At 68.0% G+C, this 24,577-nt stretch carries 24 protein-coding genes; 5 read left to right on the top strand and 19 right to left on the bottom strand.

The genetic code is table 11. The annotated features are described in order from the left end of the window. Nucleotides 1-19: 19 nt before the first annotated feature. Genes FHX60_RS04745 through ndk form a run of 4 tightly spaced genes read right to left on the bottom strand, consistent with a single transcriptional unit; the run spans nucleotide 20 to nucleotide 3,421 of the window. Nucleotides 20-1,036, bottom strand: coding sequence for a RodZ domain-containing protein (locus tag FHX60_RS04745; protein ID WP_183282645.1), 1,017 nt, complete (start codon nucleotides 1,034-1,036; stop codon nucleotides 20-22). Further along, nucleotides 1,029-1,808 (bottom strand): type IV pilus biogenesis/stability protein PilW, encoded by a 780-nt coding sequence (gene pilW / locus FHX60_RS04740; RefSeq protein ID WP_183282644.1) that lies wholly within the window; start codon nucleotides 1,806-1,808, stop codon nucleotides 1,029-1,031. The genes FHX60_RS04745 and pilW overlap by 8 nt, the downstream gene beginning before the upstream one ends. Next, nucleotides 1,805-2,959, bottom strand: a complete 1,155-nt coding sequence (gene rlmN, locus FHX60_RS04735; RefSeq protein WP_112774058.1) for a dual-specificity RNA methyltransferase RlmN — start codon at nucleotides 2,957-2,959, stop codon at nucleotides 1,805-1,807. The genes pilW and rlmN overlap by 4 nt, the downstream gene beginning before the upstream one ends. A gap of 36 nt (nucleotides 2,960-2,995) precedes the next feature. Beyond that, a complete protein-coding gene (gene ndk / locus FHX60_RS04730; RefSeq protein WP_012353167.1) occupies nucleotides 2,996-3,421 on the bottom strand; it encodes a nucleoside-diphosphate kinase in 426 nt (141 codons plus the stop codon). A 373-nt stretch (nucleotides 3,422-3,794) separates the two neighbouring features. Here ndk and FHX60_RS04725 point away from each other — a divergent pair, with 373 nt between their 5' ends. After that, nucleotides 3,795-4,499, top strand: coding sequence for a Bax inhibitor-1/YccA family protein (locus tag FHX60_RS04725; RefSeq protein WP_012353168.1), 705 nt, complete (start codon nucleotides 3,795-3,797; stop codon nucleotides 4,497-4,499). A 67-nt stretch (nucleotides 4,500-4,566) separates the two neighbouring features. Here FHX60_RS04725 and rlmD read toward each other — a convergent pair whose 3' ends face one another. After that, complete coding sequence (gene rlmD / locus FHX60_RS04720) at nucleotides 4,567-5,895, bottom strand: 23S rRNA (uracil(1939)-C(5))-methyltransferase RlmD (protein ID WP_183282643.1); 1,329 nt, start codon at nucleotides 5,893-5,895, stop codon at nucleotides 4,567-4,569. A 233-nt stretch (nucleotides 5,896-6,128) separates the two neighbouring features. Between rlmD and FHX60_RS04715 the strand changes: the two genes are divergently transcribed. Further along, entirely contained in the window at nucleotides 6,129-6,983 is an 855-nt protein-coding gene (locus FHX60_RS04715; protein ID WP_183282642.1) for an endonuclease/exonuclease/phosphatase family protein, read from the top strand. Nucleotides 6,984-7,005: 22 nt separating this feature from the next. Here FHX60_RS04715 and FHX60_RS04710 read toward each other — a convergent pair whose 3' ends face one another. From FHX60_RS04710 to surE, 5 genes are read right to left on the bottom strand one after another with little or no spacing between them, the layout of a single operon-like run. Beyond that, nucleotides 7,006-7,845 carry a 3'-5' exonuclease gene (locus tag FHX60_RS04710; protein ID WP_092309269.1) on the bottom strand — a complete coding sequence of 280 codons (840 nt, stop codon included), beginning with the start codon at nucleotides 7,843-7,845 and terminating at the stop codon, nucleotides 7,006-7,008. Beyond that, nucleotides 7,842-9,029 carry an RNA polymerase sigma factor RpoS gene (gene rpoS / locus FHX60_RS04705; RefSeq protein WP_111517707.1) on the bottom strand — a complete coding sequence of 396 codons (1,188 nt, stop codon included), beginning with the start codon at nucleotides 9,027-9,029 and terminating at the stop codon, nucleotides 7,842-7,844. Before rpoS ends, FHX60_RS04710 begins: the two co-directional genes overlap by 4 nt. A 6-nt stretch (nucleotides 9,030-9,035) precedes the next feature. Next, a complete protein-coding gene (locus FHX60_RS04700; RefSeq protein WP_183282641.1) occupies nucleotides 9,036-9,920 on the bottom strand; it encodes a peptidoglycan DD-metalloendopeptidase family protein in 885 nt (294 codons plus the stop codon). Between the two features lie 8 nt (nucleotides 9,921-9,928). Next, on the bottom strand, nucleotides 9,929-10,849 hold the full coding sequence (locus tag FHX60_RS04695) for a protein-L-isoaspartate(D-aspartate) O-methyltransferase (protein WP_112774054.1): 921 nt from the start codon (nucleotides 10,847-10,849) through the stop codon (nucleotides 9,929-9,931). 52 nt (nucleotides 10,850-10,901) lie between these two features. After that, nucleotides 10,902-11,654 carry a 5'/3'-nucleotidase SurE gene (surE, locus tag FHX60_RS04690; protein ID WP_092309281.1) on the bottom strand — a complete coding sequence of 251 codons (753 nt, stop codon included), beginning with the start codon at nucleotides 11,652-11,654 and terminating at the stop codon, nucleotides 10,902-10,904. Between the two features lie 221 nt (nucleotides 11,655-11,875). On the opposite strand from surE, the gene FHX60_RS04685 reads away from it, so the two are divergent. Next, the gene (locus FHX60_RS04685; protein WP_112774053.1) at nucleotides 11,876-12,850 is read left to right on the top strand and encodes an NADPH:quinone oxidoreductase family protein; all 975 of its coding nucleotides are present in this window, start codon (nucleotides 11,876-11,878) and stop codon (nucleotides 12,848-12,850) included. Nucleotides 12,851-13,071: 221 nt separating this feature from the next. Here the strand turns inward: FHX60_RS04685 and FHX60_RS04680 are convergent, their stop codons facing one another. Continuing rightward, entirely contained in the window at nucleotides 13,072-14,130 is a 1,059-nt protein-coding gene (locus FHX60_RS04680; protein ID WP_183282640.1) for a porin, read from the bottom strand. 229 nt (nucleotides 14,131-14,359) lie between these two features. Here FHX60_RS04680 and FHX60_RS04675 point away from each other — a divergent pair, with 229 nt between their 5' ends. Continuing rightward, entirely contained in the window at nucleotides 14,360-15,034 is a 675-nt protein-coding gene (locus FHX60_RS04675) for a response regulator (protein ID WP_183282639.1), read from the top strand. Next, on the top strand, nucleotides 15,031-16,434 hold the full coding sequence (locus FHX60_RS04670) for a sensor histidine kinase (RefSeq protein WP_183282638.1): 1,404 nt from the start codon (nucleotides 15,031-15,033) through the stop codon (nucleotides 16,432-16,434). The genes FHX60_RS04675 and FHX60_RS04670 overlap by 4 nt, the downstream gene beginning before the upstream one ends. 50 nt (nucleotides 16,435-16,484) lie before the next feature. Here the strand turns inward: FHX60_RS04670 and FHX60_RS04665 are convergent, their stop codons facing one another. The 8 genes from FHX60_RS04665 to recR form a co-directional block, all read right to left on the bottom strand. Further along, nucleotides 16,485-17,276, bottom strand: a complete 792-nt coding sequence (locus FHX60_RS04665; protein ID WP_092309296.1) for an ABC transporter permease — start codon at nucleotides 17,274-17,276, stop codon at nucleotides 16,485-16,487. Nucleotides 17,277-17,316: 40 nt separating this feature from the next. Continuing rightward, nucleotides 17,317-18,129: an ABC transporter ATP-binding protein gene (locus tag FHX60_RS04660; protein WP_092309299.1), complete on the bottom strand. Its 813-nt coding sequence runs from the start codon at nucleotides 18,127-18,129 to the stop codon at nucleotides 17,317-17,319. A gap of 130 nt (nucleotides 18,130-18,259) precedes the next feature. Next, entirely contained in the window at nucleotides 18,260-19,303 is a 1,044-nt protein-coding gene (locus tag FHX60_RS04655) for an ABC transporter substrate-binding protein (RefSeq protein WP_092309302.1), read from the bottom strand. Between the two features lie 243 nt (nucleotides 19,304-19,546). After that, entirely contained in the window at nucleotides 19,547-20,572 is a 1,026-nt protein-coding gene (locus FHX60_RS04650; RefSeq protein ID WP_183282637.1) for a Bug family tripartite tricarboxylate transporter substrate binding protein, read from the bottom strand. Nucleotides 20,573-20,623: 51 nt separating this feature from the next. Then, nucleotides 20,624-21,607, bottom strand: coding sequence for a hydroxymethylglutaryl-CoA lyase (locus FHX60_RS04645; RefSeq protein ID WP_183282636.1), 984 nt, complete (start codon nucleotides 21,605-21,607; stop codon nucleotides 20,624-20,626). Further along, on the bottom strand, nucleotides 21,604-22,800 hold the full coding sequence (locus FHX60_RS04640; protein WP_112774046.1) for a CaiB/BaiF CoA transferase family protein: 1,197 nt from the start codon (nucleotides 22,798-22,800) through the stop codon (nucleotides 21,604-21,606). Before FHX60_RS04640 ends, FHX60_RS04645 begins: the two co-directional genes overlap by 4 nt. Before the next feature lie 177 nt (nucleotides 22,801-22,977). Then, a complete protein-coding gene (locus tag FHX60_RS04635; RefSeq protein ID WP_012353186.1) occupies nucleotides 22,978-23,883 on the bottom strand; it encodes a LysR family transcriptional regulator in 906 nt (301 codons plus the stop codon). Between the two features lie 74 nt (nucleotides 23,884-23,957). Beyond that, nucleotides 23,958-24,572 (bottom strand): recombination mediator RecR, encoded by a 615-nt coding sequence (recR, locus tag FHX60_RS04630; RefSeq protein WP_010814257.1) that lies wholly within the window; start codon nucleotides 24,570-24,572, stop codon nucleotides 23,958-23,960. Between the last annotated feature and the right edge of the window lie 5 nt (nucleotides 24,573-24,577).

The following is a 24,577-nucleotide window of genomic DNA, read 5'->3' as shown; positions in this document are numbered from 1 at the left end:
GCCGCACCTCGCACCCGCGTCAGGGCAGCGTCAGGCGCGCCACGTTGTTGCGGTTGGCTGCCTTCAGGTCGACCGGCGTGCCGTTGCGCGTGAGCGATTCGACGCCCTTGACGTTGCCGATCACCACCTTGTACGGGGCGGTGCCGCCGCCAGCCATGGTCTGGCCGGCCCTGGCGGTGCCACCCATGACGACCTTGCCGCTATTGTCGCGGATTTCAAACCAGGTATCGGAGGCAAAGCGGATCTGCAGTTCGCCCTCACCGACCGCCGCGGCGGATGCCGTCGGGGCCGCCTGTGCCGCTGCGGCCGGCGCCGCGGTGGCTGCCGCCGCGGTGGCTGCCGCCGCGGCAGGCGCTGCCGCGGTTGCCGAAGCTGCCGAAGCGGTGGCAGCACTGGCCGGAACGGTTTCGGCGGACGGGGCCGGCGAGTCGCTGGCGGCCATCACCGGCGGCAGCGCCGCGGTCACGATACCGGCTTCGGTGCTCGCGTTTTCCGCGGCCGGTGCCTCGGCCGCCACGGTTTCAGCGGCGCTGCTGCGCGCGTCGATCCACGCGCGGATATGGTCGAGCCCGAACCAGATGCCCGCCGCCGCCACCACCGCCACCAGCGCCAGCCAGACCCAGCGGCCGCCATTGCCGCCGGAGCGGAAGCGGTTGCGGTCGTCGAAGGCCGCGTTGATGCCGCCCTCGCGCTGGCGGGCGATTTCCGCCACCTGCGCCACCGCGCGTGGCTGGAAGCGCGCCAGCAGCGGGTCGATATCGACATGGAGCATGCGGGCATAGGCGCGCATCACGCCCTTGGCGAAGGTCACGTCCGGCAGCGCCTTCAAATCGGCCGCCTCGATCGCGCGCAGCTTGCTGGCCGCCACCTTGAGCCGTGCGCTGACGTCCTCGACGGACATCCGCTGCGCCTCGCGCTCGCGCGCCAGCGCCGCGCCGATCTCGCGCGCCGCGGCTTCACGTTCTCCTTCATGCGCGCCTCCGCCGACTGCTTGCGTCGGTACGGCCTGGCCTGCGGCGCGGTCGTGCTCACTCATCCCATGCTCCTTGTTCGTAGGCGGCCACCTCGCGCGAGTCGGGGAAACGGCTGCGCAGCTGCGCTCCCAGCGCATCCTGCGTGCGGCCGTCGCCCTGACGGTGGGCAATGCGCGCTCCCAGCCAGAGGGATTGCGCAGTGACAAATTGGCTGTTGTTGACGCGCTGGACGTACTGGCGCGCCTGGACGTAATCGCCGCGCCGGTAGAACACCAGCGCCAGGTTGGTGTTCGCCACCGGGTTGTTGCGGTCGTAGCCGAGTGCGGCCTTCAGGTTCTTCTCCGCCTCGGCGCTGTGGCCCTGGCGCAGTTCGCACGCGCCCAGGCTGATCAGCGGCTTGACCGCGCCACCGGCCGACGGCGCCGACACGGCGCGCTGCAGCATGGGCACGGCCTCGCCGTAGCGCCCTTGCTGGCACAGGAACCAGCCGTAGTTGTTGAGCAGGTCGCCGTCATTGGCGCGCATCGACGCCGCGGTGCGGAAGCTGTCCTCGGCCAGCGTCCGCTCGTTCATGCTCATGTAGATCAGCGCCCGCACATGATAGGCGTCGGCCAGCGACGGATCGATGGCGATGGCCTGCTTGATCTCGTCAAGCGCGACCGCGGTCTGGCCGGCCTCGAGATAATTGGTGGCCAGTTGCAGCCGGATGCCGGCCCGGCGGCTGGCCTCGGTCTGGTCGGAAGCGGTCTGGAGATCCTGCGCCGGCGCATGCGGCAGCTGGCACCCGGACAACATCAGCAGCCCCAGCAGGGCCGCAGCGATCAGACGGATCATGCAGGGCGCGCCTCCCGCGGCTGGCCGCTGGCAGTGACCGGCACCAGCGGCGTGATCTTGCCGAACTTACCGCGTTCGGCAAGGCGGGTGCGGTCCTTCACTTCCCCGGCCAGCTGGCCGCAAGCGGCGTCGATGTCGTCGCCGCGGGTCTTGCGGATGGTGGTGACGATGCCCGCGTCCATCAGCACCTGCGCGAAACGGCGGATCTGCTCGTTGTTGGAACGCTTCAGGCCCGATTCGGGGAACGGGTTGAACGGGATCAGGTTGAACTTGCACGGCACGTCGGCGACAAGCTTCAGCAGTTCCCGCGCATGCTCGACGCCGTCGTTGACGCCATCCAGCATGCAGTATTCGAAAGTAATGAAATCGCGCGGCGCGAATTCCAGGTAGCGGCGGCATGCCGCCATCAGTTCGGCCAGCGGGTATTTCTTGTTCAGCGGCACCAGCACGTCGCGCAGGGCGTCGTTGGACGCATGCAGCGACACGGCAAGCGCCACCGGCAGGTCTTTGGACAGGCGGTCCATCATCGGCACCACGCCGGAGGTGGACAGCGTCACGCGGCGGCGCGACAGGCCGTAGGCGTTGTCGTCGAGCATCAGCCGCATGGCCGGCACGACCGCGTCGTAGTTCAGCAGCGGCTCGCCCATGCCCATCATCACCACATTGGAGATGACGCGGTCATCCTTGGGGCCGCGCCCCAGTTGCTCGCGCATGGCGAATTCGGCCATCCACAGCTGGCCGATGATTTCACCGGTGCTGAGATTGCGCGAAAAGCCCTGCTTGCCGGTGGAACAGAACCGGCAGTTGACGGCGCATCCCGCCTGCGAGGAAACGCACAGCGTGCCACGCGTTTCCTCGGGGATGTACACCGTCTCCACCGCGTTGCCCTCGCCCACGTCGAGCAGCCACTTGCGCGTGCCGTCGGCCGACAGGTTGTCGGTGATGATGGCAGGCGCGCGGATCTCGGCGCGGGTCGCGAGCTTTTCGCGCAGCGACTTGGCGAGATCCGACATGGCGTCGAAGCGGCTGGCACCGTAGTGGTGGATCCAGCGTTGCAGCTGCCGCGCACGGAACGGCTTCTCGCCGAGCTCGCCGCAATAAGCGGTGAGCGCGTCCGCGTCGAGGTCGAGCAGGTTGACGAGATCGTTCATGACGGCAAACTCGGCTTGGTGTCAGTCAGCAGCCGATCAGCGGCTGTAGACGTTCATGCCCGGGAAGAAGAACGCCACTTCCACGGCAGCCGTTTCAGCAGCGTCCGAGCCGTGCACGGCGTTGGCGTCGATGCTGTCGGCGAAGTCGGCGCGGATGGTGCCCTTCTCGGCCTTCTTCGGGTCGGTGGCGCCCATCAGGTCGCGGTTCTTGGCAATGGCGTTCTCGCCTTCCAGCGCCTGGATCATGACCGGGCCCGAAACCATGAAGTCGACCAGGTCCTTGAAGAACGGACGCTCCTTGTGAACAGCGTAGAACTGCTCGGCTTCGCCGCGCGACAGGTGCACCATCTTGGCAGCAACGATCTTCAGGCCGGCGGCCTCGAAACGGGCGTAGATCTGGCCAATCACGTTCTTGGCCACAGCATCCGGCTTGATAATCGACAGGGTGCGTTCGATCGCCATGAAAAACTCCGAAAAATGAAGGGGTTACAAATGGATTAAACGTGCAATTCTAGCACGAAGACTATGACCGTTTCGAGGGTCTTGCAGAGCTCCGGACGTGCCCGGCGAACCCTTGCGCGCGTGCCGCTGGCAAGTTGCAAAAGCCGCACATTACAACCTTGTCATCCCTGGAACGCAGCACCGCCGCTAACATCCAATGTGAGCGGCGTCGAACGGACGTGAGCCAGCGCCAGTGACGATTGAATTACCGCGCCCTTGCAATCCGGCCTGCCCGATGCCACATTGACGATGGTTCCGTCCGGCTGCCATACGAGTCTTCGCATTTGCAGTCTCGCCAACGCCGGCGCCTCACCGTTTTGAGACAGGAGTCACCATGGATAACAAGCTGAACACCTACGGTTTCGGCAATAGTGCGTCGACCGTCACTGACGTCGTCGTTCGCAACCGGGTCTTGCGCAACACTTACTGGCTGCTGGCCCTCTCGATGATCCCCACCGTGCTCGGTGCGTGGATCGGCGTGGCCACCGGCTTCAGCTTCATGGCGGGCAGCCCCGGCCTGTCGCTGATCCTGTTCCTGGCGATCGCGTTCGGCTTCTTCTTCGCCATCGAGAAGACCAAGAACAGCAGCATGGGCGTGGTCCTGCTGCTGGCCTTTACCTTCTTCATGGGCCTGATGCTGTCGCGGCTGATCAGTGTCACCTTGTCGTTCTCGAACGGCCCGGCCCTGATCATGTACGCCTTCGGCGGCACCGCGGCGGTGTTCGGCGCGATGGCATCGATCGCCACCGTCAGCAAGCGTGATTTCTCCGGCCTGGGCAAGTTCCTGTTCGTCGGCGTGATCCTGCTGATCCTGGCCAGCGTGGCCAATATCTGGCTGCAGCTGCCGGCGCTGATGATCACGGTGTCGGTGATCGCGATCGGTATCTTCTCGGCGTACATCCTGTTCGACGTGCAGCGCGTGGTGAATGGTGGCGAAACCAACTACATCACCGCCACGCTGGCGATCTACCTCGACGTGTACAACGTCTTCGCCAACCTGCTGGCGCTGCTGGGCATCTTCGGCGGCAACCGCGAATGACGGCGAACGCCGCGGCATGAAAAAAGCCGGCCTGCGGGCCGGCTTTTCTTTTGGACGCCCGCCGCGATCAGTCGCGGTCGAACACCGCGATCGACTCGACGTGCGAGGTGTGCGGGAACATATTGACCACGCCGGCGCCGCTCAGGCGGTAGCCCGCCTCGTGCACCAGCAGGCCGGCGTCACGCGCCAGCGTGGCGGGGCTGCACGAGACATAGACGATGCGCCGCGGCGACACGTCGCTGCCCTGCTGCGCCAGCTCGCCCAGCGCCTTGCACACGGCCAGGGCGCCTTCGCGCGGCGGGTCCACCAGCCAGCGGTCGAAGCGGCCCAGCGCGGCGATGTCTTCCGCAGTGACCTCGAACAGGTTGCGACACGCGAACTCGGTCTTGGCGGCCAGCCCGTTGTATTCCGCATTGGCGAGCGCGCGCGTGGTCAGCGCCTCGCTGCCTTCGATGCCCATCACCGACTTGCCCTGCGTCGCCAGCGGCAGCGTAAAGTTGCCGATGCCGCAGAACAGGTCGAGCAGGCGGTCCTGTGGCTGGGCATCGAGCAGGCGCAGTGCGCGGCCGATCAGCACGCGGTTGATCTGGTGGTTAACCTGGGTAAAGTCGGTCGGCTTGAACGGCATGCGGATGCCGAACTCCGGCAGCGTGTAGGCCAGCTCGGCCTCGGCCGGGTAGAACGGATAGACCGTGTCCGGACCCTTCGGCTGCAGCCAGAACTGCACTTTGTGCGCATCGGCAAAGGCGCGCAGCAGATCCTTGTCGGCATCGGTCAGCGGCTCCAGGATGCGCAGCACCAGCGCGGTCACCTCCTGGCCCACGGCCAGCTCGATCTGCGGCATGCGGTCGCGGATCGACAGCCCCATCACCAGCTCGCGCAGCGGCACCAGCATTGCCGACACATGCGGCGGCAGGATCTCGCAGCGCGTCATGTCGGCAACGTAGCTGCTCTTGCGCTCGTGGAAGCCGACCAGCACCCCGCCCTTCTTGGCCACGTGGCGCACCGTCAGGCGCGCCCGGTAGCGATAACCCCAGTCCGGGCCGGCGATCGGGCGGAACACCACGTCGGGCTTCACCTTGGACAGGTGCCACAGGTTGTCCTCGAGCACGCGCTGCTTGATGGCCAGCTGCGCGCGCGAATCCAGATGCTGCATCGAGCACCCGCCGCAGACGCCAAAGTGCTGGCAGCCCGGTTCGACGCGCATCACGGAGGCCTGTCGCACTTCACCCAGGTGAGCCTGCTCGTAGCTGGGCTTGCGGCGATAGCTGCGGTAGCTGACGGTCTCGCCGGGCAGCGCGCCCTCGACGAAGATGACCTTGCCGGGCGTGCCGTCCTCGTTGACCAGCCGGCCGACGCCGCGCGCTTCCATGTCGAGGCTGTCGATCGTCACCACGGGGTCGTCCGCAGGCGTACCGCCCTGGGCGGCACCACGGCCACGGGAATTCTTTGCGACGGGGGCAGCACCTTCGACGGCCGCAGCAGCCGGCACGGCCGGCGTTTCTTGTGGGGAGGACACGGCTTGGGACACCAGATCAAACCTGACGTATTGTTTTACGAAAGCGCGATTGTATGCCAGACCGGGCCCGCTCCGTTGGCGTACGTCCGGGCCAACGATGGAGAGCAGGCATGGAACTGATTTCGTGGAACATCCAGTGGGGCCGCGGCGCCGACGGACGCGTCGACCTGGCGCGGCAGGTACAGGTCCTGCGCGCCATGGCCGACGCGGACGTGCTGTGCCTGCAGGAAGTGACGCGCGGCTTTGGCGAACTGCGCGGCGAACCCGGCGCCGACCAGGTGTCGGAGCTGACCGCGCTGCTGCCGGGCTATCGGCTGCTCTATGCGCCGGCGGTCGAGCGGCGCGGCCGCGACGGCGCGCTGAAGCAGTTCGGCAACCTGATCGCCACCCGGCTGCCGGTGCGCGAGGTGTTCCGCCATGCGCTGCCCTGGCCCGCGGACCCCGAGGTGGCATCGATGCCGCGGGTGGCACTGGAAGCGACCCTGGAGTCCGGCAGCGCGCGGCTGCGGGTGATCTGCACCCACCTGGAATATTATTCGGCGACCCAGCGCACGGCGCAGGCCGAAGCCCTGCGCGACTGGCATGCCGAGGCTTGCGCTCACGCGCGTCGGCCCGGCCGCAGCGAGCAGTGGCCGGGCCCGTTCACGCCGGAGCCCCGGCCCGTCGAGGCCATCCTGTGCGGCGACTTCAACAGCAAACCCGACGACGTTGCCTATCGGCGCATGCTGGAACCATTCGATGACGGCACGCCGGCCTGGCGCGACGCCTGGCTGCATGCGCATCCCTGCCTGCCGCATGCGCCCACTTGCGCGCTGCACGACAAGGAACAATGGCCCGAGCCGCCCTTTGCCTGTGACTTCATGCTGGTGACCGAGCCGCTCGTTGCCCGCATCCGGCGCTGCGAGGTCAACGCCGACACCGATGCCTCGGACCACCAGCCGATCCTGCTGTCGCTGGACCTCTAAGCCGGCATGGCGCCTGCCGTCGTCAATCCTCGAGGTCTTCGGCCTCGGGCGTCAGGCGCTGCAGCCGGAAGGCCTGCAGGTATTCCATCCACTGCTCGCCCGGCAGCTCGGCCAGCGATTCCTGGACGAATTCCATCTCGACGTCGAACTCGCGCGGCGACAGCCCGCCGCGCATCAGCTGGAAGCGGCAGTACATCAGGTAGGTGTTGACGACGTCAGTCTCGCAATAGGCGCGGATCTCGTCGAGCTGCCCGGCCTGGAAGGCCTGCCACACCTTGCTGCCATCCATCCCCATCTTGCCGGGAAAGCCGCACAGCTTAGCGAGGTCATCGAGCGGGGCGCTGGCGCGCGGCTGGTACATCGCCAGCAGGTCCATCAGGTCCAGGTGCCGCATGTGGTAGCGGCTGATGTAGTTGTTCCACTTGAAGTCGCGGCTGTCTTCGTCGCGGCCCTCGCCCATCTCCCAGTAGCGCGGCGCGGTGATGCCGTTGACCAGGCCGCGGTAGTGCAGCACCGGCAGGTCGAAGCCGCCGCCATTCCACGATACCAGCTGCGGGCTGTAGCGCGCGATCAGTTCATAGAACTTCTGGATCAGCGTGGCCTCCCCGTCTTCCGGCGTGCCGAGCGAGCCGACATGGAACACCGCCGAGCCGTCGCGGTGCGTGCGCCGCAGCACGCAGGAAATCGCGGCGACGCGCTGGAGGTAGTGCGGGAGGAAATCGCTACCGGTCTTTTCCCGGCGGGCGGAGAACGCATGCTCGGCGACTTCGGCGTCGCTCATCGCATCGGGGTGGTCATGCAAACGGCGCAGGCCGGCGACATCGGGAATGGTCTCGATGTCAAATACCAGCACAGGGGTCATAGAACGGCGTCCTTCCTGACACCTTGCGAAGCGAAATGCCGCTTGAGCTTGACCAGCGCCTCCTGCTGGATCTGGCGTACGCGCTCGCGCGTCAGGCCCATCTCCTCGGCAAGCTCTTCCAGCGTGGCGGGCTCGATATGGTTGAGGCCGAAGCGGCGCTCCACCACATAGCGATGCTTTTCCGACAGGCGCGCCAGCCAGAGCTTCATCAGCCCTTCCAGCTCGCGGTGCGCCACCTCCTGGTCGGGGGCGGCGTTGTGCTCGTCGGAGAGGAAATCCAGGAGGCTCGAGCCGGGATCGAGATCGAACGGCGTATCGAGCGAGGTGGTATGTTCGTTGAGTGCCAGGACGTCCTGCACTTCGTCCGGCGTCTTGCCCAGCAGGTGGGCGATGTCTTCCAGGCTGGCGTCGCGCCCGTCGGTGCCGCCTTTCTCCAGATGGCGCTTGGCGCGCAGCACCTGGTTGAGTTCGCGGATTACGTGCACCGGCAGGCGAACGGTGCGTGCCTGGTTCATGATGGCGCGCTCGATGCTCTGGCGGATCCACCACGTTGCATAGGTCGAGAAGCGGAAGCCGCGCGACGGATCGAACTTCTCGATCGCGTGCATCAGGCCCAGGTTGCCCTCCTCGATCAGGTCGAGCAGCGGCACGCCGCGATTGAGATAGCCCTTGGCGATGCTGACCACCAGCCGCAGGTTGCGCTCGATCATGACCTGGCGCGCGGCAAAGTCGCCGTCCTTGGCCAGCGTGGAGAAATGCAGTTCTTCCGGCGCAGACAGCAGCGGCTTGATGCTGATGCGGTTGAGGTAGTGCTGGACGGTGTCGGCCGCCAGCTCGGTATGCAGCACCGTGCGGAAGTCGTCATGCTCGGCGGTGGCGCTTTCGGTGCCGTTTTCCGCGCTGTCTTCGTCCTCGTCTTCCGACTCGTCCTCGTCGTCGTCGCGCAGATGGCGCTCGTTGCGATCATTGTCGTCGCCGAGCAGGTCGGCCTCGCGCAGGCCCACCGAAGCGGACGTGGCGATGGGCTCGTCGGTCACGGGAAGCATCTCGGCGGCGAGATCGGGCTCGAAGCCCTCTGCATCGGCGCGTTCATCGGGATGCGCCACACCAGCCTTCACTTCCGGCTGCTTGGGACGGCGAGCCCTGCTGACGGTTCCGGAGGAGACAGTTTTCTGGCGTGGCATGAACCCTCACTGTGGCGGCAGGTACCGCATCGGATCAACCGGTTTTCCGTTCTTGCGAACTTCGAAGTGAAGCTTCACCCGGTCGGTATCACTGTTGCCCATCTCTGCAATCTTCTGGCCTTTTCGGACCGTGGATTGCTCCGCGACGAGCACCTTGTCGTTGTGCCCGTAAGCGGTAAGAAATGTCTCGTTGTGTTTGATGATGACAAGATTCCCGTAGCCGCGCAAGGGGCCTACGTGAATCACCCGACCGTCATCGGCGGCCAGCACCGAATCGCCCTTCTTGCCCGCAATATCGATGCCTTTATTGCCCTTGTCGTCGAATTTACCGACCATCTGGCCGGTCGCCGGCCAGCTCAGCTTCATCGAGCCATCGGCCATCGGCGCCGAGGCAGGCGCGGTCGCGGCGGGCGCTGCCGCAGGAGCCGAAGCCGCGGCGGCGGCAGCGGCGGCGGGCGCGGCCGGCGGCGGTACCGGCGTGCCGTTCGGACGGGCCTGGTCGATCGGCTGGGCCTGCACCGTGCCCGGCGCTACCGGCATGGTCGCCACCCCCGGCGCAGTGTTGACGTCGGCACCCGGCGGCACGATGCGCAGCAGCTGGCCGACCTCGATCTGGTTCACGTTGGTCAGGTTGTTCCACGCCGCGACATCGCGATACGACTGGCCGTTCTCCAGCGCGATACGGTAAAGGGTATCGCCTCGCTTGACCCGATAGTACCCGGGCGGCGCCGGTTCCAGCGTCGCCGCGGTGGTACCGGAAGTGGAGGTACGGTCGACGACCGGCGCCGGCATCGGCGAATTGGCGCAGGCGGCCAGCAGGGCCGCGAGCGACGTCGCCGCAAGAAGTTGTCCGGTGCGTGCGAAATTTTGCGATTTCACGATGTTGTGCATAGTTCGACTCAGATGGTGCCCGATTTTAAGGGCACAAAGAAAACGGCTTCAAGCGCGGTTCGGTGAAAGCGATGGCGGTTGCGCCGCTCGATCAGCAGCAACTGCTGCGTCACGGTCTGGCCGGGCACGCCTGCCGGGGGCATCACCGCGACCGGGGCGATCAGGCGCCCGCCGATGGCCAGCTGCTCCAGCAGCGCCTCGGGCACCTCCATGCCGGCCGCGGCGAGGATGATGGCCGAGAACGGCGCGGCCTGCGGCAGGCCCAGCATGCCGTCGCCGTAATGCAGGCGCAGGTTGGGCACGCGCAAAGGCCGCAGGTTCGCCTTGGCCTGCTCGTGCAGCGGCCGGATGCGCTCGATCGAGAAGACTTCGCGCGCCACCTGGGCCAGCACCGCGGCCTGGTAGCCACAGCCGGTGCCGATCTCGAGCACGCGCTCCAGCGGCGCCTCGGCGCCCAGGCCCTCGCGCAGCAGTTCGATCATGCGCGCCACCACCGACGGCTTGGAGATGGTCTGCTGGTGGCCGATCGGCAGCGCCGCGTCTTCATACGCCTGCGACGCAAGTCCCGGCTCGACGAACAGGTGGCGGGGCACCGTGGCGATGGCCGACAACACGCGCTCGTCGCGGATGCCCGCGGCGCGCAGCCGCGCCGCCAGTGCCACGCGCGCGCGCGCCGAGGCCATGCCGCCGCCGCCCGCGGTGGCCGCCGAGGCGCGCTGCGCGACCGCGCTGGCGGGCACCGGCGCGGGCGCCGGCGCCGCGGTGCGCGGCAGGCGGGGCTTGGCCGGCGTGGCCGGCGGGGACAGCGGCGCGGCCGGGCGTGGCGCTCCCACCGCGGGCATGCCGGCGGTGCGCTCGGGCGCGGGCTTGCGCTCGACCACCGCATCCAGCGGCAGCGGGAACTTGTTGCGAGGGGGCGTGGAACTCATCGGGGGCGCGGCGCGGCAACTCGGCGGCTGGGGCGGCTCGGGACCGGCGGCCCTACTTCAGCCACTGGTCGAGCGCGTCGAGCTGCCCGCGGTGGGTCAGGTCCAGCTGCAACGGCGTGAGCGAGACGTAGCCCTGCGCGGTCGCGTGGAAATCGGTGCCCTCGCTGGCATCGCGCGCGTCGCCGGCCGGGCCGATCCAGTAATTGGTATCGCCGCGCGGGTTGACCTGCGTGATCACCGGCTGCGACGGATGGCGCTTGCCCAGGCGCGTGGCGCGATAACCCTGGATATGTTCGAACGGCAGGTTCGGGATATTGACGTTGAGCAGGAACGGCTCGGCCGGCGGGGTGCCGATGATGCGCTCCACCACGGTGCGCGCGACGCGCGCGGCGGCATCGAGGTGTTCCCAGCCCTTGTCCACCTGCGAGAAGGCCACCGAAGGAATCCCGAGCAGGTAGCCTTCGATCGCGGCGGCGACGGTGCCGGAGTACAGCACGTCCTCGCCCATGTTCTGGCCCTGGTTGATGCCGGACACCACCAGGTCTGGCTTTTCCTCGAGCAGCCCGGTCAGCGCGATATGCACGCAATCGGTGGGCGTGCCGTTGACGAAGCGAAAACCTTTTTGCACGCCTTCGCGCGCTTCGTAGATCGACAGCGGACGCTGCAGGGTGAGGGAATTGGAAGCGCCGCTATGGTTCTGCTCCGGCGCGATGACCGTGATCCGGCCCAGCGGCGCGAGCGCAGCATGCAAAACGGCCAGTCCCGGCGCGAGATAACCGTCGTCGTTGGCGAGAAGGATATGCATGCCGCGATTGTACCTGAGCGCAGGCGCGCAAGCGGCCTGCGCGCCGCCCTGCCTGGGAGTGCGAGCGTGGCGGCGCAGGCGCGGTATGCAGGCCGCAAATGACCGCCTCCACGGCTTCGGCATGAAACAGAACGACCGTGCTATTCCTGCGCTACACTTGCCCCGCCGGCCCGCGTAAGCTTTGACTGGCGCGGCATGCCAACCACACCACCGGAGACAAGATGAAAGCCGTACTGTGCAAAGCCTGGGGTCCGCCCGATTCGCTGACCCTCGAAACCCTGCCCGACCTGGTGCCCGGCAAGGGCGAAGTGGTCATCGACGTCAAGGCGGCCGCGGTCAACTTCCCGGATGTGCTGATCATCCAGAACAAGTACCAGGCCAAGCCCGAACTGCCGTTCACCCCGGGTTCGGAGCTGGCCGGCGTGGTCAACGCGGTGGGCGAAGGCGTCACCCACGTCAAGCCCGGCGACAAGGTCATCGCCTACCTGGGCAATGGCGCTTTCGCCAGCCAGGCCAAGGCGCCGGCGGCGTCGGTGGTGCCGATGCCGCCCGGCATCGACTTCGAGACCGCGGCCGCCTTCACGCTGACCTACGGCACCTCGCACCACGCGGTGATCGACCGCGGCGAGCTCAAGGCGGGTCAGACCATGCTGGTACTGGGCGCGGCCGGCGGCGTGGGCCTGGCGGCGATCGAGATCGGCAAGGCTATCGGCGCGCGCGTGATCGCGGCGGCGTCGACCGACGAAAAGCTGGCGGTGTGCAAGCAGCACGGCGCCGACGCCTTCATCAACTACAGCACCGAAGACCTGCGCGAGCGCGTCAAGGCGCTGACCGACGGCAAGGGCCCCGACGTGGTCTACGACCCGGTCGGCGGCATCTATGCCGAGCCGGCGTTCCGCTCGATCGGCTGGCGCGGGCGCTATCTGGTGGTGGGCTTCGCCAACGGCGAGATTCCCCGGCTGCCGCTGAACCTGGCACTGCTCAAGGGCGCGTCGCTGGTGGGCGTGTTCTGGGGCGATTTCGTGCGGCGCGAGCCCAAGGCCAACCAGGCCAACATGGCGCAGATGCTGGGCTGGATGAAGGAAGGCAAGATCCGCCCGCATATCTCGGCGCGCTACCCGCTGGAGCAGGCCGCGCAGGCGCTCAAAGACATGGAAGCGCGCAAGGTCACCGGCAAGATCGTGATCGTGCCGTGATGGTGTCGTGACGGCTGCCGGGCATCGACGCAGCGGCTGGTGCGCTGGTGCCGGGGCCCAAAAAAATCATGGCGCAGGCGGTGCGGCTACACCCTGCGCCATGCGAGGCAAAGCGCCCCAAGCCGCCTGTTGTCCTGGTTGCGCACACTCCGGCGCGGGCCAACAGGCAGTTCCCAAAACAGCCGCCCCCCGGCCGGGCCGTATTCCGGAAATTCCCCTTGTCAGAAGCGATGCTGCAGGCCGGCCATGACGCCCGTCTGGTTGTTGCCAAAGCCGACCAGGTCGCGCGACACGCTGACGTCCTGGCCGTTGCGCGCCTTGGCGTAGCCCACTGACAGGTAGGCCAGCGTGCGCTTGGACAGCGCGTACTGCCCGCGCAGCGAGAACAGGATCGGGTCGGCATCGTTGCCGCCCTTGATGTTCTGCTTGTAGACCGCGCCGTACAGCGTAAACGCCGGCGTGAAGGCGTAGCTGGCGCCGCCCCAGTACATGTCGCTGCGGTGGCTGGCGGCGCCGGTGGTAAAGCTGCGCTTGTAGTTGCGGTAGCCGGCAAACAGCTTCAGGTCGCCGAAGTCATAGCTGGCCCCGGCATGGATGCCCTGGATGTAGTCGGTGGCGTCGGCGGGCGTGGTGCTGGTGCCGGCGCCGTTCTGCCGGTCCCACGTCGCGGCGGCGGCGAACTTGCCGGCGTTGTAGCCGGCACCCAGCGCATACCTGGACGAACTCTTGAAGTCCCCCGCCACTTCGCCCAGCGCCACCGTCGCGCCGAGCTTCAGGCCGCCGAAGCTGCCGTCGTAGCGGATGGCATTGGAGGCGCGCGAGAACAGGCCGTCCTTGCGCCCGCCGGTGGCCGTCGCCGACGTCGCCCACGAATAGGCCGGCGCATAGCCCATCGGGTCGAACGGCAGCATGAAGTCGTAGGTGGTGGTGAAGGTGCGACCCAGCACCACCTGGCCGTAGCGGCTTGACAGTCCCACCGTGGCGCGGCGGTCGAACAGCGTGTTGTCGGTATCGAGCCGGCCGGTGTCGATGGCGATGCCGCTTTCGAGGTTGAAGATCGCCTTCAGGCCGCCGCCCAGGTCTTCGCTGCCGCGGATGCCCCAGCGCGAGGTGTTTTTGCCGCCCGAGGTCAGCTTGACCGCCGCGCCGTCCGGCCCGGCGTGGCTGACATATTCGATGCCCGCGTCCACCAGCCCATACAGGGTCACGTTTGATTGCGCGGATGCCGACCCCGCGGCCGCCAGGCCCATCGCGGCCAACGCCATTGCCGTGCGCTTCATTGCCATCTCCTTCCTTGTGCTTGTTGTAGTAATCGTCAGCGGCCGGATGGTAGGTGACGCGCACTTTCAGTTCGCTTTCGAACCGCAGGGATTTCGCGGCCGTGGCGCCTCCCCGCGATCAGTGGTTTCCCTAGCTTCTAAGCCGGCGCGGTTCGCTGTATCAGTCTGGCCTTTGCCGTTTTTGCTGTTGCAGCCGTTTCCCCGCCTTGCCGCCTGATTGCCCTGCCCCATGCGTATCCTGCTTGCCGAAGACAATGTGATGCTGGCCAGTTCCCTGAGCCAGGCCCTGGGCCAGGCCGGCTTCACGGTCGACTGCATGCACGACGGCCACAGCGCGGACACGCTGCTGAGCACGCAGGACTACGCCCTGCTGATCCTGGACCTGGGCCTGCCCGGCCTCGACGGGCTGGAAGTGCTGCGCCGCCTGCGCCAGCGGCGCAACTCGCTGCCGGTGCTGATCCTGACCGCGCACGGCTCGGTCGAGGACCGCGTGCGCGGCCTGGACCTGGGCGCCGACGACTACCTGGCCAAGCCGTTCGACCTGTCCGAGCTGGAAGCGCGCGCCCGCGCGCTGATCCGCCGGGCCCATGGCCACGACCGCACGCAGATCGCCTTCGGCCCGCTGCACTACGACAGCATCAGCCGCGCCTTCCTGCTGCACGGGCAGTTGCTGGCGCTGACCGGGCGCGAGCGCGCCGTGCTCGAGGTGCTGTTGCTGCGCGATGGCCGCGCGGTCAACAAGGGCGCGCTGTCGGAGAAGATCTTCGGCATCGACGAATCGGTCAATCCGGACGCGATCGAGATCTACGTGCACCGGCTGCGCAAGAAACTCGAAGGCAGCGGCGTCGCCATCGTCACGCTGCGCGGCCTGGGCTACCTGCTCGAAACGCGGCCGGCGGCATGAGGCGGCCGCGCCAGGCCCCCAGCCTGCGGCGGCAGCTGTCGCTGTGGTTGCTGGTGCCGCTGATGGGCCTGCTTGCCTTCGATGCCTGGCTGACCTACCAGCGCGCGATGTCGGCCGCGCATACCGCCTTCGACCGCACGCTGGAGGCATCGCTGCGCGCCATGCGCGAAGGCATCCGCCTGCACGAGGGACGGCTCGCGGTCGAACTGCCCAACCTCGCGCTCGAGCTGTTCGACGGCCAGGCCGGCCCGCGCATCTTCTACCGCATCCGTGCCGACGACGGCACCACCGTCACCGGCTACGACGACCTGCCGATGCCGGCCGACGCCCCCCTGCAGCTGTACCGCACCGTGTTCTACGACACCCTGTTCCGCGACCAGCCATTGCGCATGGCGGCGCAGCCGCTGCCGGTGCGCGACGTCGGCTCGGCGCGCACGCGGCTGGTGTGGGTGCTGGTGGGCGAGACCATCGAGCCGCGCCAGCTGCTGGCGCGCGACATCCTGATCGGCTCGCTGCTGCAGGAGCTGATGCTGGTGACGCTGGCGCTTGGCATCGTCTGGCTGGGCGTGCGGCGCGGCCTGCGGCCGCTGCACCGGCTCTCCGACACGGTGGCGCGGCGCGGCACGCAGCTCGACCCGATCGAGCAGAAAGACCTGCCCGCGGAGATGAAGCCGCTGGTGCGGGCGCTGAACCAGTACATGGAGCGGCTCCACGGCATGGTGCTGGCGCGCAAGCGCTTCTTTGCCGATGCCGCGCACCAGCTCAAGACCCCGCTGGCGATCATCCAGGCGCAGTCCGAACTGGCGCTGCGCGAACGCGACGGCGAACGCGTGCGCGAGCATATGCGGCGGCTGCACGGCACCGTGCGGCACGCGTCCAGGGGCGTGCAGCAGCTGTTGTCGCTATCGCGCCTGGAGCCCGATGCCGGCTATGAGCCGGCGCTGAAGCCGCTGCGCCTGGATACGCTGGCACAGTCGGTGGCGCTGGAGTGGGCGCCGGTGGCGCGCGCAGCCGGGGTCGACCTGGGCTTCGAGCAGGATGGTGCGGCGCAGATCGCCGGACAGCCCGAGCTGCTGCAGGAGCTGACCGGCAACCTGATCGACAACGCGATCCGCTATGCGGGGCGCGGCGCGATGGTGACAGTGCGCGTGGCGGGTGAAGACGGGATGGCGCAGCTGCAGGTGACCGACAACGGCCCCGGCATTGCGCCGGCCGAACGCGAGGCGGTGTTCCGGCGCTTCTATCGCGGCGCGAGCGGGCAGGCGGTGGAAGGCACCGGCCTGGGCCTGTCGATCGTGCGCGAGATCGCACGGCTGCATGGCGCGACGGTGGAGCTCGCCGAAACGCCGGGAGGTGGACTGACGGTGTCGGTGCCATTCAGCACCCCGCCATCTCCTTGACCACTTGGGTACTCCCTCTCCCGCTTGCGGGAGAGGGAGCAAAACCAACCTCAAAGCTTCTCCGTCTCCCCGCTCTTCGGCTGCCACTTCATCAGCCGCTTCTCGCCGATGCCGACCATCCAGTCCAGCACCAGCGCAAACGCGGTCAGCACCACGATGCCCGCGAACACGGTATTGATGTCGAAGGTGCCCTCGGCCTGCAGGATCAGGTAGCCCACGCCCCGCGCCGAGCCCAGGTATTCGCCCACCACCGCGCCGACGAAGGCCAGGCCCACCGAGGTATGCAGCGACGAGAACACCCAGCTGGTCGCGCTCGGCAGGTAGACATGGCGCAGCAGCTGCTTCTGGCTGGCGCCCAGCATGCGCGCATTGGCCAGCACCACCGGGCTGACTTCCTTGACGCCCTGGTAGACGTTGAAGAAAACGATGAAGAACACCAGCGTAACCGCCAGCGCCACCTTCGACCAGATGCCCAGGCCGAACCAGACCGCGAAGATCGGCGCCAGGATCACGCGCGGCATCGAATTCATGGCCTTGACGTAGGGATCGAGGATGGCGGAGGTGAGCGGGCTCAGCGCCAGCCACAGGCCGACGCCCAGCCCCGCCACCGTGCCGATGCCGAAGGCCAGCACGGTTTCGATCAGGGTCACGCCCAGGTGCAGGTAGATATCGCGCTCGACGATAAACCAGTTCCAGATGCGTTGCGCCACCATCAGTGGCTCGCCAAAGAAGAAGGCGACCTGCTGCGAGCGCGTGGCCACGTGCCACACGCCGAGGATCACCACCAGGACCAGCAGCTGCCACACGCGCAGCATGCCCTTGGAATCAGTACGGAATGCCATCGGGATTCAGTTCTTGTTTTGAATTGGGACGCACGACCGGTCAGGCCACCTTGCGCTGCTGGGCGTAGCCCTTGAGCACTTCCTCGCGCAGCACGTCCCAGATCGCGGCGTGCAGCTCGACAAAGCGCGGATGGTTGCGGATCTCGGCGACATCGCGCGGACGCGGCAGGTCGATCGCGAACTCGCCGATCGGATGCGTGCCGGGGCCGGCCGACAGCACCACCACGCGGTCGCTCATGGCGATGGCCTCGTCCAGGTCGTGGGTGATGAAGAGCACCGCCTTGCGCTTGGCGGCCCACAGCTCCAGCACTTCGTTCTCCATCAGCTGGCGGGTCTGGATGTCGAGCGCGGAGAACGGCTCGTCCATCAGGATGATGTCCGGGTCCAGCACCAGCGTCTGCGCCAGCGCCACGCGCTTGCGCATGCCGCCCGAGAGCTGGTGCGGGTAGCGGTCGCCAAACCCGCCCAGGCCCACGCGGCGCAGCCATTCCTCGCCCTGCCGCACCGCCTCGGCGCGCGCGGTGCCGCGGAATTCCAGGCCGGCGACGACGTTGTCGAGCGCGCTGCGCCACGGCATCAGCGCCTCGGTCTGGAACATGTAGCCGGCACGCCGGTTGATGCCGCGCAGCGGCTCGCCGAACACGCGCACCTCGCCGCTGGAAGGCTCCAGCAGGCCGGCGCCGACATTCAGCAGCGTGGACTTGCCGCAGCCGGTGGGACCCACCACCGATACGAATTCGCCGGGCTGGATCGACAGCGTGACGTCCTTGACCGCGGTATAGCGCTGGCTGCGGTCATCGCGCGAGACAAAGGTGCAGGTGACCTGCTCGAGTGAAAGTGCGGGAATGCTCATGATGAACCGTCTCAGACCCGCCGTGGCGGCGCGAGGGGCGGCGCGGGCGAGTGATGATGGATGGGCCGTCGTTGCCGCAAAGCAAAGGCCCGCTGCGGGCAGCGGGCCGATAGCATCGACGGCGGGAAAATTACTTGTACTTGGCGTTGGCCTTCTGCACGAAAGCGTTGGTGTAGGTCTCTTCCAGCTTGATCGGCTTGCCCTTCAGTTCGGCGTCGAACTGGCCCAGCGCATTGAGCGCCGTGCGCGGGCCGTCGGCCGGCATGGTGCCGTCCGGCGAGATCGCTTCCTTGACCTTCTCCCACGCGGCCAGGTACAGCGCACGGTCGCCCAGCAGGTAGCTTTCCGGCACGGTCTTGACGATGTCGGACGGGCCCGCCTTCTGCAGCCACTTGAGCGCGCGCACCATGGCGTTGGTCAGCGCCTGCGTGGTGTTGGGATTCTGCTGGATAAAGGCCTGCGACGCATACAGGCAGCCCGACGGCATGTTGCCGCCGAACACCGCCTGGGTGTCCTTGAGCGTGCGGGTATCCGAGGCAATGCGCACTTCGTTCTTCTGCGTCAGCATCGACACCACCGGGTCGAGGTTGGCCATGGCATCGATCTGGCCCGAACGCATCGCCGCCACCGCGCCGGCGCTGGCGCCGACGCCGATGAAGGACACGTCCGACGGCTTCAGGCCGGCCTTGGCCAGCACGAAGTTGGCCATCATGTTGGTCGACGAGCCCGGCGCGGTCACGCCGATCTTCTTGCCCTTCAGGTCGGCGATCGACTTGAAGTTGGGCATGGTCTTGTTCGACACCACCAGCACGATCTGCGGGGCGCGGCCCTGCAGCACGAATTCCTGGTAGCGCTGGCCCTTGGCCTGCAGGTTGATGGTGTGCTCGTAGGCGCCCGAAACCACGTCCGCGCTGCCGCCCACCACCGCCTGCAGCGCCTTGGCGCCGCCGGCGAAGTCGACGATCTCGACATCCAGCCCTTCTTCCTTGAAGTAGCCGAGGCGCTCGGCGATGGTCAGCGGCAGGTAATAGAACAGGTTCTTGCCGCCGACCGCGATGGTGACCTTGGTCTTCTCGGGCTTGCCCTGCGCCTGCGCCTGGCCGAAGGTGAACCAGCCGGCCAGGAACAGCGCCAGCGCGATCAGGAATTGCTTCCAGAATTTCTTGTTATACATGCGAGATCTCCTACCCGTGTGGACTGGCGCCGCGGCAGATGCGAAGGCAAAGGGACGCTGCGAATGGCGTTGCAAAAGGCGTTGCAAAAGGACGCCGCAAGAGCCCCCGGCATGGGGGCGCGCCGCGGTGCGGCAAATTGCGATGCTACCGGACGGCACGGCGCGCCGCATCGGTATCAATACCTAGCAAGCCCGCCAGCTTAGCGCCCTTACCTTTCGATCACCTTGCCACCGCCACTGGCCTTATTCCGCGTGGATGTCGGCGGACTTGATCACCTTGGCCCAGCGCGCCAGCTCGGCCTTCTGGTATTGCGCCAGCTGCTGCGGGTTCATGTACTTGGCCTCGGCGCCCAGGTCCTCGGCCTTCTGGCGGAAGGCCTCGGTGCGCATGATCTTGTCGATCTCGCCGGTCAGCTTGTCGACCACCGGCTTGGGCGTGCCCGCCGGCGCGTACATCGCGAACCACGACGACACGTCGAGGTCGGGGTAGCCGGCCTCGGGCGCCGACGGCACGTCCTTCAGGCTGGGCAGGCGGGTCTTGCTGGTCACCACCAGCGGACGCAGCTTGCCGGCGGCGATATGGCCCATCAGCGGCGGCGGCGTGGTGATGGTCAGGTCGACCGAGCCGCCCAGCAGGTCGGTCATGGCCGGGCCGGTGCCCTTGTACGGCACGTGGGTGATCTTGGTGCCGGCCATCTGGTTCAGCAGCTCGGTCGACACGTGCTGCAGCGAGCCGTTGCCCGACGAGGCGTAGTTGAGCTTGTCCGGATTGGCCTTGGCGTAGGCCACCAGTTCCTTCAGCGACTTGACCGGCAGGCTCGGACGCACCACCAGCACCTGCGGCGCCGACAGGATATTGGCCACCGGGGCAAAGTCCTTGACCGGATCCCACGACAGGTTCTTCACCAGCAGCGGCGTGATCACGTGGAAGCCCGAGTACTGCAGCATCAGCGTGTAGCCGTCGGGCTTGGCGCGCGCCACCAGGCTCGCGGCGATGCCGCCATTGCCGCCGGGACGGTTGTCGACCACCACGGGCTGGCCGAGCGCCTTGGACAGCGGCTCGGCAATCATCCGTGCGGCAAGGTCGGTGGTGCCGCCGGCCGCGGCCGATACCACCAGCGTTACCGGCCGCGCGGGATAGCTGCCGTCCTGCGCTAAGGCCGCCGGGGCGAACCATGCCGCGCCGATCGCCGCGAAGGTAGCCAGCGTCGCGGTCACGGCCTTGCGCCGTGCGGGCATGGCGGGCTGGTGTTGAAGGGCTTGTTTCATGAGTGTCTCCGTCTGGTCTTGTGGATACGTTGTTGTGATACGCGTGCAGGGCTACGCCTGCCCGGCAAAATGTTCGGCCAGCCAGGCCGGCGCCTGGTGCGTGCGCAGGCGCGGTCCCGCGCTCAGCAGCTGGCTCTGGAGGTCGCGCCCGACCAGTTCCGGCATGCCGGCGACCACCGCGAGCAGCGCGCCCAGGTCGACACCGGTCTGCACGCCCATGCAATCGAACATGTGGACCAGGTCTTCGGTGCTGACGTTGCCGCTGGCACCGGGCGCATAAGGGCACCCGCCCAGGCCGCCGGCGGCCGCGTCGAAGCGCGTCACGCCGGCCTGCCAGGCGGCCACGGCATTGGCCAGGCCCATGCCGCGGGTGTTGTGCAGGTGGATGGTCAGGCCGGTGCCGGGCAGCGCTGCCTGGAAGGCCTGGCACAGCGCCGCGACCTGGTTGGGATAGGCCATGCCGGTGGTGTCGCACAGCGTGATGCCGGCCGCGCCGGCGTCGGCGAAGGCGCTGGCCAGCGCCATCACCTCGGCGCTATCGACCTCGCCCTCGAACGGGCAGCCGAATACCGTCGACAGCGACACGTTGACCGGCACGCCGGCCGCGCCCGCCTCGGCAATCATCGCCAGCAGCTGCTGCCGCGACTGCGCGCGCGTCATGCGCAGGTTGGCGCGGTTGTGGGTCTCGCTGGCCGACATCACCAGGTTGACCTCGTCGGGCCGGCACGACAGCGCGCGCTCGAGCCCGCGCAGGTTGGGCACCAGCGCGGTGTAGCGCACGCCCGGCTGGCGCCGCATGCGGTGCATCAGCGCCTCGGCATCGGCCAGCGCGGGAATGGCGCGGGCCGAGGTGAACGAGGTGGCCTCGATGCGCGCGAAGCCGCAGGCGGAGAGCGCATCGACGAAGGCAACCTTGGCATCGGTCGGCACCACCACCGGCTCGATCTGCAGGCCGTCGCGCGGCGCGACCTCATTGATCTCGACGCGGGCCGGGCCGCGCAAGAGGGTAGCGGCGGAGCTGGCGGCGGCGCTCATGCGATCACCTTGCGCGCGCGCAGGTCGGCGATGGCGGCGTCGTCGAAGCCGGCCTGCTTCAGCACCGCATCGGTATGCTCGCCCAGCGCCGGCGCGCGGTCATGGATGGCGCCCGGGCTGGCCGACAACTTGGGCACCACGCCGGGCACTTCCACGGTCAGGCCTGCGGCGGAGGTGACCGACTCGATCACGCCGCGGGCGCGGTAGTGCGGGTCTTCGGCGATGTCCTTGACGGTATAGATGCGGCCCGACGGCACCTGCGCGTCGCGCAGCACCGCCAGCGCTGACTCCACCGTCTGCGTGCGGGTCCAGTCGGCAATCGCGGCATCGATCTCGTCGACGCGCGCGACGCGGCCGTCGTTGCGCTCCAGTGCGGGATCGTCGGCCAGATCGGCGCGGCCGATGGCGAGCATCATGCGCTTGAAGATGGCGTCGCCGTTGGCCGCCACCAGCACGTATTCGCCGCTGGCGCAGGGATAGGCATTGGACGGCGCGATCCCCGGCAGCGCGCCGCCGGCGGGCTGGCGCACCGCGCCGAAGGCCGAGTATTCCGGCAGCAGGCTTTCGCTCAGGTTGAACAGCGACTCGTACAGCGCCACGTCGATCACCTGCCCTTCGCCGCCGCGCGCATCGCGCTGGTACAGCGCCAGCAGCACGCCCATGGCGCCGTGCAGGCCGGCGATGGTGTCGCCCAGCGACAGGCCGGCGCGCACCGGGGCGCGGCCGGGCTCGCCGGTCAGGTGGCGCAGGCCGGCCATGGCCTCGGCCACGGCGGCAAAGCCGGGCTCGTCCTTCTTCGGTCCGGTCTGGCCGTAGCCCGACACGCGCAGCATGATCAGGCGCGGATTGTCGGCATGCAGCACGTCCCAGCCCAGGCCCCACTTCTCCATCGTGCCGGGGCGGAAATTCTCGATCAGCACGTCGGCCTCGGCGGCCAGCTTGCGCACCAGCGCCTGGCCTTCCGGCTGGCGCAGGTCGATGCAGACCGATTCCTTGTTGCGCGACTGCGCCTCCCACCACACCGAGGTGCCTTCATGCAGCATGCGCCATTTGCGCAGCGGGTCGCCCTGCCCGGGCGGCTCGACCTTGATGATGTGGGCGCCAAAGTCGGCCAGGGTCTTGGCAGCAAAGGGGCCGGCGATAAGTTGTCCGAGTTCGAGGACGCGAATGCCCTCAAGGATCTGTTGCGCCATGGGTGTCTCCGTGCGATGCGGCAGTCTTGTTGCAGTGCGGCAGCGCCATTGACTGGCTTGCCATACATTGCGTTCGGACGGAGTTTGCCCCAGCGCGGGGCGTGCCAGGAATCGGCAATCGGAGAAGCGGGCTTTCTCGGAACGCGAAAGGCTGCGCAGAGCCCCGGCGCAGGCGCGTCAGAACGGCGCCCGGTCCCCGCACAGGTGGGTGATCAGCAGCCGCGCCGACACCGTCAGCCCGGCCGGGTCGCGCAGCCCGATCAGCAGCGAGCGGCGCGCCCACGCATCCTGCAGCGTCACCAGCGACAGCCCCATCGACTTGACGTGCGGCTCGGCCGCGATGCGCGGCAGCACGCCCACGCCCAGCCCGGCCATCACCATGCGGCACATGGCGTCGAAGCTGCGCACCTGGATGCGCAGCCGGAACGGCCGGTCGAGCCGGCTGCTCTCTTCCAGCAGGCGCGCCGCCAGCGAGGTTTCCTGCGGCAGGCTGACGAAATCGAATTCGAGCGTGTCGGCGTAGTGCACCGGGCCGCGCGCGGCCAGCGGATGGTTGGGCGGGGTGATGATGACCAGCTCGTCCTGGCGGTATTCGACCGTCATCAGCCCGGCGGCCGGAGTGCGGTCGGCGAAGATGCCGACGTCGGCGCGGTTCTCGACCAGCGCGGCAACGATATCGCGTGAGTTCTGCTCTTCCAGCTCGATGCGGATGGTCGGATGGCGCTGCATGAACGAGGCCAGGTCATCGGGCAGGAACTGCGTGATCGCCGAGGTGTTGGCGCACACGCGCACCTGCCCGCGCACGCCGGAGGCATAGTCCGACATCACCCCTGCCATGCGCTCGACGTCCTGCAGGATGGTCAGCGCATGGTGGAAGCAGGCCTGGCCGGCCTCGGTCAGCTGCACGCCGGCGGCATGGCGAAAGAACAGCGGCGCGCCGACCGCGGTCTCGAGGTCCGAAATGCGCTTGCTCGCCGCCGCCACCGCCAGGTGCGACTGGCGCGCGCCGGCCGAGATACTGCCCTGCCGGGCCACGGCAACGAACAAGCCGAGCGTGACGAGATCGAAGCGGGCCAGGTTCATGGGAGCGGACGGGAAATGAAAGCGCGTGCCGGTGGCAGTGCCTGCGACCGGCACGCCGGCCGGCGCAGCGGCGCTCAGAGGTTGCGGCGGTCCATCACCGCGCGGGCAATGGTGCCGGCGTCGACATACTCGAGCTCGCCGCCCACCGGCACGCCGCGCGCCAGGCGCGACACCTTGAGCCCGCGCGCCTTGAGCATCTCGCCGATGTAGTGCGCGGTAGCCTCGCCCTCGCTGGTGAAATTGGTGGCCACGATGACCTCGCCGACCGGGCCGCCCAGCTCGGGCTCGGTGGCGCGCGCCAGCAGCCGGTCCAGGTGGATCTCGCGCGGGCCGATGCCGTCCAGCGGCGACAGCCGGCCCATCAGCACGAAATACTTGCCGCGGTAGGTCAGGGTCTGCTCGATCATGACCTGGTCGGCCGGCGTCTCCACCACGCACAGCACCGAGGCGTCGCGGCGGTCGTCCAGGCAGGTCTCGCAGATTTCCTGCTCGGTGAAAGTGTTGCAGCGCTGGCAGTGGCGGATATGGTCCGCCGCGCCGCGCAGCGCATCGCCCAGCTTGCGCGCGCCCTCGCGGTCGTGCTGCAGCAGGTGGTAGGCCATGCGCTGGGCGGACTTGGGCCCGACGCCGGGCAGCACCCGCAGCGCCTCGACCAGCGCCTGCAGCGAAGTCGGCGAAGACGCTTTCACAATGG

The sequence above is a fragment of the Cupriavidus alkaliphilus genome (genome assembly GCF_014191175.1).
Taxonomy (GTDB): domain Bacteria; phylum Pseudomonadota; class Gammaproteobacteria; order Burkholderiales; family Burkholderiaceae; genus Cupriavidus; species Cupriavidus alkaliphilus.
The sequence above is the reverse complement of the archived record's forward strand: the minus strand, read 5'-3'. Positions and strand labels throughout refer to the sequence as shown.

Excerpts from the sequence above, each read along its gene's own strand:
- FHX60_RS04745 (WP_183282645.1), bottom strand. The coding sequence starts at position 1,036 with ATGAGTGAGCACGACCGCGCCGCAGGCCAGGCCGTACCGACGCAAGCA.
- pilW (WP_183282644.1), bottom strand. The coding sequence starts at position 1,808 with ATGATCCGTCTGATCGCTGCGGCCCTGCTGGGGCTGCTGATGTTGTCC.
- rlmN (WP_112774058.1), bottom strand. The coding sequence starts at position 2,959 with ATGAACGATCTCGTCAACCTGCTCGACCTCGACGCGGACGCGCTCACC.
- ndk (WP_012353167.1), bottom strand. The coding sequence starts at position 3,421 with ATGGCGATCGAACGCACCCTGTCGATTATCAAGCCGGATGCTGTGGCC.
- FHX60_RS04725 (WP_012353168.1), top strand. The coding sequence starts at position 3,795 with ATGGATAACAAGCTGAACACCTACGGTTTCGGCAATAGTGCGTCGACC.
- FHX60_RS04715 (WP_183282642.1), top strand. The coding sequence starts at position 6,129 with ATGGAACTGATTTCGTGGAACATCCAGTGGGGCCGCGGCGCCGACGGA.
- FHX60_RS04710 (WP_092309269.1), bottom strand. The coding sequence starts at position 7,845 with ATGACCCCTGTGCTGGTATTTGACATCGAGACCATTCCCGATGTCGCC.
- rpoS (WP_111517707.1), bottom strand. The coding sequence starts at position 9,029 with ATGCCACGCCAGAAAACTGTCTCCTCCGGAACCGTCAGCAGGGCTCGC.
- FHX60_RS04700 (WP_183282641.1), bottom strand. The coding sequence starts at position 9,920 with ATGCACAACATCGTGAAATCGCAAAATTTCGCACGCACCGGACAACTT.
- FHX60_RS04695 (WP_112774054.1), bottom strand. The coding sequence starts at position 10,849 with ATGAGTTCCACGCCCCCTCGCAACAAGTTCCCGCTGCCGCTGGATGCG.
- surE (WP_092309281.1), bottom strand. The coding sequence starts at position 11,654 with ATGCATATCCTTCTCGCCAACGACGACGGTTATCTCGCGCCGGGACTG.
- FHX60_RS04685 (WP_112774053.1), top strand. The coding sequence starts at position 11,876 with ATGAAAGCCGTACTGTGCAAAGCCTGGGGTCCGCCCGATTCGCTGACC.
- FHX60_RS04680 (WP_183282640.1), bottom strand. The coding sequence starts at position 14,130 with ATGAAGCGCACGGCAATGGCGTTGGCCGCGATGGGCCTGGCGGCCGCG.
- FHX60_RS04675 (WP_183282639.1), top strand. The coding sequence starts at position 14,360 with ATGCGTATCCTGCTTGCCGAAGACAATGTGATGCTGGCCAGTTCCCTG.
- FHX60_RS04670 (WP_183282638.1), top strand. The coding sequence starts at position 15,031 with ATGAGGCGGCCGCGCCAGGCCCCCAGCCTGCGGCGGCAGCTGTCGCTG.
- FHX60_RS04665 (WP_092309296.1), bottom strand. The coding sequence starts at position 17,276 with ATGGCATTCCGTACTGATTCCAAGGGCATGCTGCGCGTGTGGCAGCTG.
- FHX60_RS04660 (WP_092309299.1), bottom strand. The coding sequence starts at position 18,129 with ATGAGCATTCCCGCACTTTCACTCGAGCAGGTCACCTGCACCTTTGTC.
- FHX60_RS04655 (WP_092309302.1), bottom strand. The coding sequence starts at position 19,303 with ATGTATAACAAGAAATTCTGGAAGCAATTCCTGATCGCGCTGGCGCTG.
- FHX60_RS04650 (WP_183282637.1), bottom strand. The coding sequence starts at position 20,572 with ATGAAACAAGCCCTTCAACACCAGCCCGCCATGCCCGCACGGCGCAAG.
- FHX60_RS04645 (WP_183282636.1), bottom strand. The coding sequence starts at position 21,607 with ATGAGCGCCGCCGCCAGCTCCGCCGCTACCCTCTTGCGCGGCCCGGCC.
- FHX60_RS04640 (WP_112774046.1), bottom strand. The coding sequence starts at position 22,800 with ATGGCGCAACAGATCCTTGAGGGCATTCGCGTCCTCGAACTCGGACAA.
- FHX60_RS04635 (WP_012353186.1), bottom strand. The coding sequence starts at position 23,883 with ATGAACCTGGCCCGCTTCGATCTCGTCACGCTCGGCTTGTTCGTTGCC.